Annotated in this window: 11 protein-coding genes and 3 pseudogenes; 4 read left to right on the plus strand and 10 right to left on the minus strand. The window is 61.7% G+C overall.

Translation table 11 applies throughout. The features are described 5' to 3' along the window. Nucleotides 1–232 precede the first annotated feature (232 nt). Nucleotides 233–1,462, plus strand: a complete 1,230-nt coding sequence (locus HPQ62_RS16390; protein ID WP_194246364.1) for an IS110 family RNA-guided transposase — start codon at nucleotides 233–235, stop codon at nucleotides 1,460–1,462. Nucleotides 1,463–1,562: 100 nt separating this feature from the next. Here HPQ62_RS16390 and istA read toward each other — a convergent pair. Then, nucleotides 1,563–2,270, minus strand: a pseudogene (istA, locus tag HPQ62_RS16395) (IS21 family transposase); the annotation flags it as partial. A gap of 123 nt (nucleotides 2,271–2,393) precedes the next feature. Here istA and HPQ62_RS16400 point away from each other — a divergent pair. Next, nucleotides 2,394–2,990: pseudogene (locus tag HPQ62_RS16400) on the plus strand (substrate-binding domain-containing protein); the annotation flags it as partial. 119 nt (nucleotides 2,991–3,109) lie between these two features. Here HPQ62_RS16400 and HPQ62_RS16405 read toward each other — a convergent pair. The 6 genes and pseudogenes from HPQ62_RS16405 to HPQ62_RS16430 all read right to left on the minus strand — a co-directional run. Beyond that, nucleotides 3,110–3,441 (minus strand): annotated as a pseudogene (locus tag HPQ62_RS16405) (transposase); the annotation flags it as partial. Nucleotides 3,442–3,553: 112 nt separating this feature from the next. Further along, nucleotides 3,554–4,297 carry an amino acid ABC transporter ATP-binding protein gene (locus HPQ62_RS16410; protein ID WP_174803642.1) on the minus strand — a complete coding sequence of 248 codons (744 nt, stop codon included), beginning with the start codon at nucleotides 4,295–4,297 and terminating at the stop codon, nucleotides 3,554–3,556. Next, the gene (locus HPQ62_RS16415; protein WP_174803643.1) at nucleotides 4,294–5,379 is read right to left on the minus strand and encodes an amino acid ABC transporter permease; all 1,086 of its coding nucleotides are present in this window, start codon (nucleotides 5,377–5,379) and stop codon (nucleotides 4,294–4,296) included. The genes HPQ62_RS16410 and HPQ62_RS16415 overlap by 4 nt, the downstream gene beginning before the upstream one ends. Beyond that, on the minus strand, nucleotides 5,379–6,527 hold the full coding sequence (locus HPQ62_RS16420) for an amino acid ABC transporter permease (protein WP_244629739.1): 1,149 nt from the start codon (nucleotides 6,525–6,527) through the stop codon (nucleotides 5,379–5,381). The genes HPQ62_RS16415 and HPQ62_RS16420 overlap by 1 nt, the downstream gene beginning before the upstream one ends. An 8-nt stretch (nucleotides 6,528–6,535) precedes the next feature. Beyond that, nucleotides 6,536–7,558 carry an amino acid ABC transporter substrate-binding protein gene (locus HPQ62_RS16425; RefSeq protein ID WP_174803644.1) on the minus strand — a complete coding sequence of 341 codons (1,023 nt, stop codon included), beginning with the start codon at nucleotides 7,556–7,558 and terminating at the stop codon, nucleotides 6,536–6,538. Nucleotides 7,559–7,601: 43 nt separating this feature from the next. Then, nucleotides 7,602–8,762, minus strand: coding sequence for a trans-sulfuration enzyme family protein (locus HPQ62_RS16430; protein ID WP_174803645.1), 1,161 nt, complete (start codon nucleotides 8,760–8,762; stop codon nucleotides 7,602–7,604). 93 nt (nucleotides 8,763–8,855) lie between these two features. On the opposite strand from HPQ62_RS16430, the gene HPQ62_RS16435 reads away from it, so the two are divergent. Further along, the gene (locus HPQ62_RS16435) at nucleotides 8,856–9,755 is read left to right on the plus strand and encodes a LysR substrate-binding domain-containing protein (RefSeq protein WP_174803646.1); all 900 of its coding nucleotides are present in this window, start codon (nucleotides 8,856–8,858) and stop codon (nucleotides 9,753–9,755) included. A 401-nt stretch (nucleotides 9,756–10,156) separates the two neighbouring features. After that, the gene (locus HPQ62_RS16440) at nucleotides 10,157–10,366 is read left to right on the plus strand and encodes a hypothetical protein (RefSeq protein ID WP_174803647.1); all 210 of its coding nucleotides are present in this window, start codon (nucleotides 10,157–10,159) and stop codon (nucleotides 10,364–10,366) included. Nucleotides 10,367–10,425: 59 nt separating this feature from the next. Here HPQ62_RS16440 and HPQ62_RS16445 read toward each other — a convergent pair whose 3' ends face one another. The 3 genes from HPQ62_RS16445 to HPQ62_RS16455 form a co-directional block, all read right to left on the minus strand. Beyond that, nucleotides 10,426–12,270 (minus strand): chloride channel protein, encoded by a 1,845-nt coding sequence (locus HPQ62_RS16445; RefSeq protein ID WP_174803648.1) that lies wholly within the window; start codon nucleotides 12,268–12,270, stop codon nucleotides 10,426–10,428. Between the two features lie 242 nt (nucleotides 12,271–12,512). Continuing rightward, nucleotides 12,513–14,054, minus strand: a complete 1,542-nt coding sequence (locus HPQ62_RS16450) for a sulfatase-like hydrolase/transferase (RefSeq protein ID WP_174803649.1) — start codon at nucleotides 14,052–14,054, stop codon at nucleotides 12,513–12,515. 178 nt (nucleotides 14,055–14,232) lie between these two features. Beyond that, a partial coding sequence (locus HPQ62_RS16455; protein ID WP_174803650.1) for a sulfatase/phosphatase domain-containing protein occupies nucleotides 14,233–14,438 on the minus strand: 206 nt, incomplete at its 5' end.

Below are 14,438 nucleotides of genomic sequence, written 5' to 3' on the forward strand. Positions count from 1 at the left end.
TCGATATCTTTGTCGCACTTCGGTGGCAGGCGCTATGGTGAGACCATTCGGGATGTGGGGCGTCGGGAGCACGCGAGTGCGGGCAGGCCGAGCGAAAGACATGGGCTGCGAGCCCGAGCCTTTATATGGTCGCCCCTGCGGCTTACCCGAATGCGCTGCGAGCGCGGATCCGTAGTTGCCGTGTAGCCCGCCAGCTCCTGAGAAAAGGGATGACATAGCAAAAGAGGTAGATATGCGCATCATCGGCATGGATATCCACCGCGTCTTCGCCGAAGCGGTGGCCCTTGAAGATGGAGAAACCAAGCGACTTGGCCGGATCGGCATGACGCGGGAGCATCTGGAAGACTTTGCCAGAACACTTCTGCCGTCGGATCATGTCGTGGTGGAAGCGACCGGCAATGCGACCGCAGTTGTGGAGATTCTCGCTCCGCGCGTGGCAAGGGTGGCCGTGGCAAATCCGTTGCAGGTCCATCTGATCGCCAAGGCGAAGATCAAGACTGACGCGATCGACGCGCGCGTCCTGGCGCAACTCTACGCCGCCGGCTTCTTGCCGGAGGTCTGGATTCCGGACGCGGCAACCTTGGCTCGCCGACGTCAGGTGACGCGCCGCACGCAACTTGTCCGGCAACGGACCCGTCTAAAATCGATCGTCCAGTCGATCCTGCACGCGAACCTGATTCCACCCTGCCCATTTGCCGATCTCTTCGGCGGCAAGGGTCGGATCTGGCTGCGGGCCCAGTATCTACCGGACGACGAGCGGGAGGCCATCGAACGGCACGTCGAGGAATACGACCGTCAGTCCGATGCACTCAAGGGAGTGGAACGTGACATTGCACGCGCCGCCTTGTCCGATCCGAACGTGACACGATTGATGACGATCCCGGGCATCGACATGGTGGTTGCTGTCGGACTGATGGCGGCGATCGGCAAAATCGAACGTTTTGACAACCCCGACAAGCTGGTTGCCTATATCGGTCTCAATCCAAGCGTCCATCAATCTGGTGATGGCCCCGCCCATCATGGTCGGATCACCAAACGCGGACGCGCAAATGCCCGCCATCTACTTGTCGAAGCGGCCTGGCAGACCGTGCGAAGTCCAGGGCCGTTGCGTGCCTTCTACGAGCGCGTGCGGAGCAAACGCGGCAATCACATTGCCGCAGTGGCGGTTGCCCGTAAGCTGGCAGTGATCATCTGGCACCTGCTGACCAAAGGTGAAGACTACAGCTGGGTTCGCCCCTCGCTACATGCCAAGAAACTTCGTGACCTCGAACTGCGCGCCGGACATCCGCCGAGACGCGGCCAGAAGGGTGCCGGCTACGACTACAACATCACGCAACGTCGCCGGGAGGAGCGCAACCGCGCTCAGCAGGCCGAAGGCGCATATCGGCGAATGACCGACGGATGGCGACGACGAGGGGCCCGCTCAAAACCCACGGACGCCACAAATGAGGAGCAACGATGATCTGGCTGCCGCCGCAGGGCTTGAACCTCATGCCCGACCGTTCACCACGTGGTCGCCCGTGGGCCTGAAGAAAATACCACAATTTCTGTCGAAGGGGCTATTCGATCTCATCCGTGTCGTTGCCCTTCCCCGGACGGCCATAGCGATCCCGGATCAGGTAATGAGACAGGAAGCCGCTGAACAACGTCGCCCGCTTGCGTGTGCCGTCGGGCAGGATCTTTGCCACCAAGCAACGGTCGTTGTCATAGACGATCGATTGCGGCACGGCCTCGAAGAAGGCAAACGCATGGATGTGGCCATCGACCCAGGCCTCGGCCACCGCCGCCGGATAGGCCCGGACATAGCAAGCATCACTATGCGGAAGATCGAGCACGAAGAAGCGCGCCTTCTGCTCGACGCCGCCAATCACCACCGTCGCCTCGCCGAAATCGGCCTGCGCGTGGCCGGCCGGATGCGACAGAGGCACAAACACTTCCTGGCGACGCTGATCCCGCTCCCGGATATAATCCTTGATGATCGTGTAGCCGCCGGTGAACCCGCACTCGTCACGCAGACGGTCGAACACCCGCTTGGCCGTATGGCGTTGCTTGCGCGGCACCTTCAGATCCTCATCAAGCCAATGCTCGATAGTCGAGACAAACGCATCCAGCTTCGGCCGCCGGATCGGTGATTGCCGCTGATAACCAGGCGGCGTCGAATAGGCCACCATCTTGGCCACGCTGTCGCGCGATATGTTGAAATGCTTTGCAGCCTGACGCCGGCTCATCCCTTCCGAGACAGCCAGGCGAACCCTCAGATAAAGTTCCACGGTGTAAATCCTCTGTCCCTCCTGCACTCAATGCAGAAGGAAGATAGGTGGCCGGATTTTACTCCGCCCGCGGACGAATTATTCCGCCGCTTCCGTGGCAGACTTTTGCACCGCCGTTCTCAGGCGCGCCGCAAGATCCCCTTCATCCCGCTCGGACGGAGCCTGACCGATGTCGGCCAGCCCTGGATCGACCTCGATTTCGAGGGCATGGCCGAGACGGCGATCAACCGCCTCGTCGCAAACGGACATCGGCGCATCGGCATCATCTGGCCGCACGGCGATTACAACCTCGCCTATATCTTCGTCGACCGGATCCGCGAGACGCTGGCCCATCATGGCCTGCCCCTGCCCGACGCCTATATTTTCAAGGGGCCGCCAAACGAGGATGGCGGCTATCAGATCGCGCGCGACATCAAGGCATGCGAGGAGCCGCCGACGGCCATCGTGCTCGTCAACGAGGCGATTGTCATGGGTCTTTACCGGGGGCTCTCGGAGGTCGGCCTGAAGCCCGGCAGAGACCTCGCTATCATCGGCCGGCACAGCCCGCAGACGAATTTCCTGTCCCCGAGCCTGACCTCATTCGACCTGTCGCTGCGCGATCTCGGCATTGCCCTTGCGGAAACCCTGCTTGGCTCAATGCCCGCCTATTGCGACTTATACCCCGATATCGTCAACCGCCGGATATGGCCGATGACGTTGGTGGAAGGCGAAAGCGGCTGACGGCCCGCTGATTGCCATCGTCGTTCAGTGCGGCCCGCAAGGCTTCACGCCGAAGCCAAACGACGCTGAGCTTCGCCGACGGGCGGGTCGGGAACCCGCTCAATCGGCCAGAAGCGGCCGCGGCGTTGCGAGATGTCGTGATCCCGCATCGCACGCAGCGCGGCATCTCGCCGCTTGTTCAATGTCGTCAATTGTTTCCCAGGAGGTCCTTCAGCACGACATTGTCGAGCATCGTGTCAGCCAGTAGCCGCTTGAGCTTGGCGTTCTCGTCTTCCAAAGCTTTGAGCCGGGCCGCCTCGGAAACCTCCATGCCACCATATTTGACCTTGAACTTATAAATACTTGCAGGGCTGAGGCCGTGCTTGCGGCAAATCTCGGATGTAGGAAGACCGCCCTTCTGTTCCTTGATCATCCCAATAATCTGAGCCTCGGTGAAACGGCTCTTTCGCATAAATCTGCTCCATATGATTGAGCAAACTCTACATCAAAAGCGGGACTATGCGGGGGGCAGGTCACCGCGTCAAACTGCCTCGCACAAAGATATCGGCTCGCGACGCGACCCTTCAGTTGGTCATCGTGCGGATGCTGGAAAGAAAGCGGCGTGTTCTAGCGTCTTTCGGCGCATCGAAGAATTGATCGGGAGCGGCGGTTTCGACCATTTCGCCGGCTTCCATATAGACGACGCGATCGGCGACCTGGCGGGCAAAGCCCATTTCGTGGGTCACGACCACCATGGTCATGCCGTCATCGGCGAGTTCCACCATCACGTCGAGCACCTCCCGGATCATCTTCGGATCGAGCGCCGATGTCGGTTCATCGAACAGCATGATACGCGGGCGCATGCACAGCGCCCGCGCTATGGCGACGCGTTGCTTTTGCCCGCCGGAAAGCTGCCCGGGAAATTTGGGCGCCTGGTCGAGAATGCGGACGCGCTTCAGGAAGGTTTCCGCCGCCGTCTCCGCTTTCGCGCGCGGCGTGCGCCGCGACAGAATCTGCGGCAGAGCGCAGTTTTCGAGCACCGTCAGATGCGGAAACAGGTTGAAGTGCTGGAACACCATGCCGGCATCGCGGCGGACCGCATCGAGATTGCGCAGATCGTCGCCAAGCTCGACGCCGTTGACGACGATCCGGCCCGCCTGATGCTCCTCGAGGCGGTTGATGCAGCGGATCAGCGTCGACTTGCCCGAGCCCGATGGGCCACAGACGACGACCTTCTCACCGGGCGCAACCGTCATCGACACGCCCTTGAGCACGTGAAAATCGCCATAGAATTTGTCGATATTATCGATTTCGATCGCAGGTTTCATCCGTGGTTCCTTGCGGCTACGCCCCGTTCTAGATGGCGCGAGTAGATGGATATGGAAAAGCAGATGATGAAATAGATCGCGGCGACGAACAGATAGGCCTCCGTCGATGGCGCGGGCCATGCCGGGTCCGTGCTGGCGCTGCGGGCCGCGCTCAACATGTCGAAAACGCCGACGATCAGCACCAGCGAGGTGTTCTTGATCATCACGATGGCGGTGTTCGTCAGCGGCGGGATCACGTTCTGGATCGCCTGCGGCAAAACGATGTGCCAGATCATTTTCCAGTAGGGAATGCCGAGCGCCTCGGCGGCCTCGACCTGCCCGTCATCCAGCCCCTGCAGCCCGCCGCGAATGACCTCTGCCAGATAGGCAGCCGCGAAGATCGTCAGCGCAGCGAGCGTCCGCCCCAGCTTGTCCACCGTCCATTCCGGCGGCAGGAGCAGCGGCAGCAGGATCGCCGCGACGAAAAGCAGACCGACCAGAGGAAGACCGCGCACAAGCTCGATCACGAAAATGCTGATCGCGCGCGCCACAGGCAATTTTCCCCGCCGCCCCAGCGCAAGCAGCACGGCCAGCGGAAAGGCAAGGCCGAGCGAGAGCACCGCCAGAAGCAGTGTCACCGGCAGGCCGCCCCATTTCGACGTCGGCACGTAATCGAGCCCCAGCACCCCGCCGCCCATCAGCACCAGCATGGCGGCAATCGCGGCGGCCCAGACCAGCAGCAGCCGCGCGTTCCACAATTTGGGCGACAGTGAGACGAGCACCATGGCGACGATCAGCACAATCACGATGGTGGCCCGCCATTGCTCCTGCGGCGGATAGAGGCCGAACAGGATCAGCCGCGCCTTGGCGCCGATAAAGGTCCAGCAGGCCCCGCCCCCCTGGCATGCGGCCGGTCCGCCAACCCAGTGGGCATCGAGAACGGCCCAGTTGAAGGCCGGGATGAGGCCGAGAATGATGAGGACGGCCAGAACCGTGAGGAATGCCGACAGCAGGTCGCCGAACAACAGCTTCAGAAGCGGCTTGCGCCTTGCCCTGGGCGGTTTCTGCGGTGCATCAGCGATCTTGAAAGCTATATCGGTCATCAGCGCACCACCAGCGCGACGCGCGCATTGTACCAGTTCATGAAAGCGGAAACAGAGAGCGAAATACTGAGGAAGACGGCCAGCATGATCAGGATGCTCTCGATGGCCTGGCCGGTCTGGTTGATCACGGTGTTGACCACGAGGCCGAGTTCGGGATAGCCGACCGCGACGGCAAGCGTGGTGTTCTTCACGGTCGAGAGATATTGCGAGGTCATGGGCGGCACAATGATCCTGAGCGCCTGCGGCAGGATGATCCTGAACATGATCTGGCGTTCGCTGAGCCCCAGCGCCCTGCCGCCTTCCCACTGCCCCTTTTCGACGGCGTCGATGCCGCCGCGGATGATTTCGCCGATAAAGGCCGACGTGTAGATCGTCAGGCCGGTGATGATCGCGGCGAATTCAGGCGAAAGCACCATGCCGCCCCTGAAATTGAGACCCTTCAGGGCCGGAGCCTCAAGGCCGATCGGATGGCCGAACCGTCCCGAAAGCCAGACGACGGCTGCCGCCCAGATGCAGAGAGAAAGGCCGACGCTCGCGGCTTTTACCGGCAGGCGGTTTCCCGCCGAAAGCTTGAAACCGCCGACGAACGCAATGACCAGAAGAATCGCCGCGACGATCAGCAGAATGCTGGCGCCCGGTCCGAGCGTCAGGGCCGGAGCATAGATGCCGCGAATGGACAGGAACACGCCGGGCAGCGGGTTGAGCGCCTCGCGCGGAACCGGAAACAGCGACGTGGCAATCGCATACCAGAAGAGAAGCTGGACGATCAGCGGAACGTTGCGCAGCACGGTGACATAGGTGCCGGCAAAACGCGACAGCAACGGATGGGCCGAGCGGCGCGAAAGCCCGACCACCAGCCCGAGCAACGTTGCAAACAGGATCGACAGGAACGACAGCCACAGCGTATTGGCGAGACCGACGACATAGGCCCAGAAGAAGCTGTCCGATGCATCGTAGCGAACAATGCTTTCGGAAATTGGAAAGCGTGCCGGCCGCCAGAGATAGTCGAAGCCGGTGCGGATGCCGCGTTCCATAAGGTTCTCATGCGTATTGCCCGCAAGCCACCAGACGAACAGCACCAGACCGCCCAGAAGGGCGATCTGCATAGCCCAGGAACGGGCCCGTTGTGAATACCAGAGCGACAGCATGACCGGCTTTACTGAAAGGCCAGCGGAAACATCAGCCCGCCGTCATTGAACAGTGCATTGTAACCGCGCTCCAGCTTCAGCGGGCTGTCCATGCCGACATTGCGATCATAGACCTCGGCGTAATTCCCTACAGATTTCACGATCCGGTAGGCGAAGTCATCGCTGAGACCGAGGGCCACGCCATTGCCCGGATCCGTGCCCAGGAAGCGGCGGATGCGCGGATCGTCGCTGTCGAGATAGTCGTCGATATTCGAGCTGTTAAGCCCGAATGCCTCGGCGGCGATCATCGCCTGGATCGACCAGGTGACGATATCGAGCCACTGGTCGTCGCCATGGCGGACGGCGGGCGTCAGGGCATCCATATAGGGCGTTGCCGGAAAGATGACGTAGTCTTCCGGATTGTCGGCCATCGTCGCGCGTACGGAGGCGAGCGCGCCGGCATCGGTGATCAGCGCATCGCAGCGGCCGGAGAAGAAGGCCTGACGGCCGGCGGTGGTGTTGTCGAAGACGACGGGTTGAAGATCGAGATCGTTCTTGGTCGAGACATCGTTGACAACCACCTCGGTGGTAGAGCCGGTTTGCACGCAGACCGAAGCGCCCGCCATGTCCTCAACCCTGGTGATGCCGAGCGATCTCGGCATCATGAATCCGGTGAATTCATAGTAATTCGGCGTCGTGAAGTTGATGCCGTTGGCGTCGCGCTGCAGCGTCCAGGTGAGCGTGCGCGGCAGCATATCGATCTCGCCCGTCTGAAGGGCCGGAATGCGCTGCTGGCCGGACAGCGGCACGAAATCGACCGCATCCTTGTCGTCAAGTACGGCAACGGCGACGGCCCGGCAGGTCTCAACATCGAGGCCGCGCCAATAGCCATTGTCATCCGGCGCGCCGAAGCCGGGCGTGCCCTGGCTGGAGCCGCAGATCAGCCGCCCCCGCTCCTTCACGGTCTCAAGCGTCGAGGTCGATTGCGCCAATGCCGGTGCAGTTAGCGCGGCGATCATCGCCATTGCAGTCAATGTGGTCTTGCAGGTCATGTTCCCGTCTCCTTGTTGGATTTTATATGCTGCATTTGTCTTGTCAGCCCGCGAGCGCAGTGAAGAATCCGTCGAGGTCTTCCCTGAGATCGGAGGGATCTTCCACGCCGATATTGACGCGCAGAATGATGCGGTCCTTGTGGGGGTGCGGCATCTGCCGCGATGTCTTGACGCTCATCGGCGCGATCAGGCTGCGGGTGCCGCCCCAGGAGGCGCCGATCGCGAAATAGCGCAGGCCATTGAGCGCGGCATCGAGGCGCGCTTCATGATCGGCCGGCAGGACGACCGAGAACACGCCGCTCGCGCCGGCAAAGTCGCGTTTCCAGATGGCATGTCCGGGGCTAGAGGCAAGGGCCGGAAACAGCACCGGCCCAACATCACGGCCTTCCAGCTCCGTCGCGATCTCGCCGGCCACGCGCCCGACATGGGCGAGACGCACGGCCATGGTTTCCATCCCGCGCAGTACCAACTGCACCGCGTCAGGCGAAACGCCGAAGCCGAGCATGCGCATGGTGTCGCGCAAAGCCTTGCGCAGTCCCAGATCGTTGACGCTGACCGAGCCCATCAGCAGGTCGGAGTGGCCGCCCGGATATTTGGTCAGTGCCTGCATCGAGAAGTCGACGCCATGGTCGAGCGGCTTGAACAGAAGCGGCGTCGCCCAGGTATTGTCGATGCCGGTCAGGATGCCGCGCGTTTTTGCGATCGCCGTGATCGCCGGCACATCCTCGATTTCCATGGTCGTGGAACCGGGCGATTCCATCCAGATCAGCCGAGTGCTCTCTCGGATGAACTCCTCGATACCCGCTCCAATTCCCGGCTCGAACACGGACCATTCGATGCCGCGCGGCTCGAGGAAATTGCGGCAAAGCCCGATGACGGGCGGATAGGCGTTGTCGGCCACCAGAACATGGTCGCCGGGCTTCAAGGACGACAGCAGCACAACCGCAATCGCAGCCTGACCGGATGGCAGAATGACCGTCTTCAACCCGTTTTCGAGTGCGGTAAGCTGCGCCTCCAGCACGCGCTGGGTCGGCGTGCCGTGCAGGCCGTAGGAATAGCCGTCGAGATCCCGCTGGGAGCGGGTCGCGTAGGCCTCCGCATCCGGAAAGACGATCGTGGAGGTCCGGTGGGTCGGAACGCCGAGGGCGGCATACCCCTCTTCGCTGATCTTCGGATGATGAACGCTTCTTGTTGCGTCGCGCATGTGAACTCCTGAAATTTCGGAGCCATCATTGCCTTTTGATCGCAACAGAAATACTGATCAAAGCGCATAATTCTATACGGAAACCTTATAGGTATGAATTTTCGTCAGCTTGAAGCCTTCAACGCCGTCATGATCTCAGGTTCGACCGTCAGAGCCGCCGAGTTGATGGGCGTCACCCAGCCGGCCGTCTCGCGTCTGATCGCCGAGCTGGAAGCGGCGGTGCGGTTTCCGCTGTTCGACCGGGTGCGCGGTCGGTTGATCGCGACGCCCGAGGGAACTCTGTTCTCTCGGGAGGTGGAGATCAGCTTCAAGGGACTTGACCGGCTGCAGGCAACGGCAGCTAGTATCCGCGACTACGGCGCCGGCACGCTGAAGATCGCCTCACTGGCGGCAGCCGGTGCCATCCTCGCGCCCGCGGCGATCCGCGCCTTCAGAAACCAGCATCCTGGCGTGAGGATCACCTTCCACATCACTTGGTCGTCGGCGATCAGGAACGGCATCACCGACGGGCAATACGATCTCGGGCTCGCGGCGGACGAAATCGACCGATCGGGAATCGACAGCCAGTTGTTTGGCAGCTTTCCAGGCCTTGTCGCCATGCCGAAGTCCCATCCGCTGACCATTCACAAAGCAGTCACCCCCGATCTGATCGCGGAATGGCCGCTGATCGGCCTCAGCCCGGAGGATCGGGCGAGAAAGCGTTTTGACGAGACCATGAAGAACGCAGGCCACGAGCCGAGATATGTGATCGAAACCCCGAACGCCGCCACCATCTGCGCGCTGGCGCAGGAGGGAGATGCCGTGGGCCTGGTCAACCCACTGGTGATCGGCGACACGGAAACCCTTACCATCGCGCTCCGCCCCTTCAAGCCCGAGGTGATGTTCCGCGTCTACCTTCTCTTTCCCGCCGACATCCAGAAGTCCAGCCTCGTCCGCAGTTTCACGGCCGAGCTTTTCCGGCTGAGGAACAGGTTCGAGATACCAACGGCATAGGAAAACGGAAAGCAGACTGCAGGGCGTCCGCTGTGCTCCAGCTACATGGTCCACTCTCATGATCTGTTTCAGGGTCTTGAAGGGATTGGAACCACAGGCACATTGTCGCAATAAGCTCGGCTGCCAACGTGTAGAGTGTAAACGTTGCCAGTGGAGCGGCTCCCCGCGCGTTCCCGGCTCATCCAACTTGGCCATAAGCCTTTCCGCAAAAAGGCGTTCACCGATCAATCACCGGAGCCACACCGATCGGCATGCCGTTCCAACGCCCTGTCTGTACAACCCGCCATCCCGTCCTGCGGTCAGACAGCCTCAGAACCTGAATCCGAAGCGGAGCGAGCCTGTGTGCGACCTGTATTTCGGAGTTCAACGATTCACAGTCCGGCTTCCGGCCCGAGCATGGCGTGATGGTGTTCGACGGGCGCTGGAAGTCCTGCTTCTATGAAAGCGCAGGCCTGATGGAGGTCTATGACCAGCAGGCCGACCCCCACGAGTTCCACAACCTCGTGCAGCACGGCATCGAACCGAAACTGAAGGCCGACATCCTTGGCCGGCACCTGCGCAAATGGCTCTCGACCAGCGATGCCGGGCCGGTGCGGACCGGACCCAGTTGAGCGGCGAGGATCGACCTGGACCTTAGGCCCTAATCGGCCAGATCGTCAACGCGCTGATCTCAGCGCCGCCCAGCGGAACGCGCGGGTCTCCTGATGACGCCGCTCATATCCATTCGGACCTTGTCCAATTCCTCGGCATAGCGGCGCAACACGTAGCTTTCGCTCAATATCCCGAGCACATGGTTGGAACGCCGGTCGGTCACAACCACCAGAGCATCGGAGGCCTGGTCCTCGAACTGCTGTGCGGCCTGACGCGCCGTCATTTCGGGCGTCAGCGCGGTCTCCTTCAGGGCGAGGAAGTCTTCGAGCGGCTGATCGAGCATTTCCTCATCGAGCGCATATATCTCCGGCATCAGCGCCATACCCACATAGGCACCGTCGTCATCAACCACGACCACCTGCTTTGCGGAACCGAGCGGGAAGTCCCGCCGGAAGGTGCGGACCGTCAGACCAACGCGCGCGGTGCGGATGTCGCGGCGCATCATCCGCCCGACCGTGAGCGAGCGGATCAGCCCGATATCATGCGCGCTGCGGATGGTCTCGCCGCGCTGGTGGAAACGCCAGGTCGCGAAGGAATAGCCGAAGAACTGGCGGATCAGCACGGACGATACGGCGGCCACCGCCAGCATCGTGATCGCCAGCGACAGGGAACCGGAATCCTCGAGCGTCAGGAATACCATGGTCAGCGGCCCGCCGACCACGGCGGCGGCAAGCCCGGTCATACCGGCAAAGGCGGCAATCCGGTTGTCGGCGATCATGCCCGGCGCGATCCGGTCCAGCACCATGAAATAGGCAAGACCGATCAGTGCGCCGACGAACAGGGAAGCAAAGAACAGGCCGCCGCGAAATCCGCTGCCGAGCGAGACCGCCGAGGCCAGCATCTTGACGACAATCATGAACAGAAGCAGCCATAGAGAGGTCGGCGGGTCCTCGAGCAGAGACTGCATCGCGCCATGACCGGATGACAGCACGAAGGGCGCAAACGCCACGGCAAAGGCAAGAACTGCGCCGCCGAAAATGGGTCTGACGAGTGACGGAATCCTAAGCTTTCCGAACAACTTCTCGGTTTGACTGACCAGCAGCATCAGCGCAACGCTGCAGATCGCCGTCACCACGGCAAGCCCCATCAGCGCAACGAACATGTCGAGGTCGATGCTGGGCAAGCCGCCGAGCTGGCTCCCGTGACTGTCGGTGAGCCAACCGGAAATGAAGGTCGCGGCGATGCAGGCAACCATGACGGGCGCGAGCGCGGCGATGGTGTAGGTCCCGATCACCAGCTCGAAGGCATAGAAAGCGCCGGCGATCGGCGCCTGAAACGCCGCCGCGATAGCCGCGCCCGCGCCGCAGCCGAGGAGCAGCCGCATGTCCGATCGCCGCGCATGCAGAAATGCGCTGAGCTTGGAGCCGAAGGCCCCGCCCATCTGGGCATAGGCCGCCTCCAGCCCTACAGACGCGCCGAAACCGTTGGAGATGATGGTCTGCAACGTGATGACAAGGCTGTCCTTGAAGGAAAGATGACCGCCATGCAGCGCATTGGCCTCGATCGGGTCAACCATGCGCCGCCCTTTGCGCTTGACCAGATAGGCCACGGGCACCAGCAACAGGCCGCCGACCAGCGGCACGCCGAGCGCCCAGAGGCCGAAGGTGCCCGTTGCTGCGCTCAGCCGCTCGTCCGGCCCGAGTCCGAAAAGCAATCGCTGCAATCCATGGGCCGCGGTCGAAATGGCGGCCTGGGCGAGCCCTGCGGCAACGCCGATGACGGTGGCGATCGCCACCAGCCATATCTCGCTCCGGCGCACCAGAAGCCGCAGCCGCAACACCGGCGAGAGAAGGTGCATCCAGGCATTGGTGGCGCGCAGCGTGGAGCGGAGCACCGGAGAATTCAGATCAGACAGTATGGACACGGGAGATCACTGGTTTTCATCGACAGGTTCAGGTTCAACGACGATATGACGCAACACAATTCTTGATGGACCCGCCAGATCACTGCAGAGCGGAGAGATGCCGGGGATTTGAGTCGGCGCTTTGGTTGGATTGACGTCTATCAACAGGACCACATGCGATCCAATCACAACAAAGCGTCCTGCGATAACCTGACTTGATCACTTTTCCTGCGCGATTCAGCCTGTGGAGCTCAGCCATCATGTCACATCGGCCTCCCGATGTTCGAGATCCGTGCGCGGCTGTCCTCTGCGGCCTCCAACCCCTGCCAGGCATAGGCCTCCGCCGGCGCGTCATGGGCCAGCATATAGTCCCGCAAGCCGGCATAAAGGCGCGCCTCGACAGCGGCATTCCGGATCGGTTTCTGCTGCTGCGGATCCTTTTCGAGGTCGAACAACAGGAAGCCCTGATCCTCGAACGTACCATTGATGTTCGGCGGACGCCTTGCGGTTGAAAGCGCTTCGATCTTCAGCAACGGCATGTTTCGACAGAAGTCGAACGGCGGCGAGAGCGTGGCCGTGCCGATCTCCTCGTCGTTGAACGGCCCGGTCATGTGCTGGGGCATCAGCGTGTATTCGTGGAGCCCGTCGGCGAGGACGTCCGGCGGATAATGCAGCATGACGTAACGCCCGTCGGTCACGCCCACGGGCCCTGCAAACAGGCCGAAGGCAACCACCCGGTCGGGCTCGGGATCGGCAAGAAGGGAGCGACCGGTGACGGGAGATGGCGCCCCGATGCCGAAGAGCTCAAGGATGGTCGGCATGATGTCCGTGGTCTGGGTCAGTGAACTAACCCGGTCACCGGCCCGCTCCGGCATCTGAGGATGGCAGAGCATCAGTGGCGTATGGACGATCTCCTCGTAATAGGGCATCCGGCCCTTGCCCCACCAGCCATGTTCGCCGAGAAGAAACCCGTGATCCGTGCCGAGCACGATCGCGGTATCCTTCCACATGTCTTGTTCGTCCATATAATCGAGAAGGCGGCCGAGATAGTCGTCGCACATGCGCAAAAGAGCTGCATAGTTCGCCCGGATCTCCGCCACTTCATCGTCGGTTTCGTTGACGCGCTTGTAGTCCGGCCAGTTAAACACCGCGCCCTGCCAGTCGCTGTCACCATCGCGGCGGAAGCGCTCCGGGGCGCGGAAGGGCTCGTGCGGATCGAACAGTTCGAGCTGCAGCATCCAGTTGTCGGCGGCGCGGTTTTTGTCGAGGAAATCGAAGGCCGAGGCGAAGCATTGCGCGATCGGAAAATCCTCCTCGCGCATCTGATGCACATTGTTGATCATATGCTGGACCCGGCCGGGCTTTTTCGCCGGATCGTAATGGCGCGCGTCATAATCCCGCCGGAAGGTATCGAGCGGCGGCTCGGCGATCCCCTTCCAGGCGTCATATTCCTGGCCACGGATGAATTCCCAGCTGTTGTATTTCGTGTGGTAGCCGGTTCCGCCATCCTGAAAATAGTGGAAATGGTCCGTCACGAGATGGGTATATATGCCCTTCTCCCGCAGCAGGTCGCAGAAGGAAACGTCATAGGGTTCCATCGGGCCCCAGCTGCGGTGGAAGAAATTTGCCCGGCCGGTCTGCAGGTCGCGTCGCGCCGGGATGCAGGGTAGGCTTCCGACGTAATTACGGTCGAAGGTCACGCTGCGGGCGGCGAGCCGGTCGAAATTCGGCGTTTGGATATCACCGCCATAGGAGCCAAGGGCGAGGCGGTTGAGCGAGTCGAACAGAACGAAGATAAGCCGCACGGGCGCCTCCTCCATATTGCGGTCTGTGGTAGCGCGAATGAGACCGCGCCGAAGAGACCGCCTTGCAAAGATGGCCAGTCGCTAGGGGCAACATGCAGCCGCCCCGGTCGCAAATGCGCGACCGGCTCATGTGTTTTCATGAGGCCGGGACAGGCTGTTCCGGCCATGGTCTCATGGCTCAGGACGCGATAACGAGGCCCTTGAGCACCTCTTTGCTGTCATGCTCCGGCACATCGCCGATATCGGCCTGCTTGGCGTCGAGCTTTTCGAGCATCGCCTTGAAGATCCCAGCATAGGCGGGGTCGTTTGCGACGTTGAAGAGCTCCATCGGATCCTTGTCGCAATCGTAGAGTTCCCATTCCGGGGGCGCATTGTTCTCGCGCG

The organism is Martelella limonii, assembly GCF_013344475.1.
GTDB lineage: Bacteria > Pseudomonadota > Alphaproteobacteria > Rhizobiales > Rhizobiaceae > Martelella > Martelella limonii.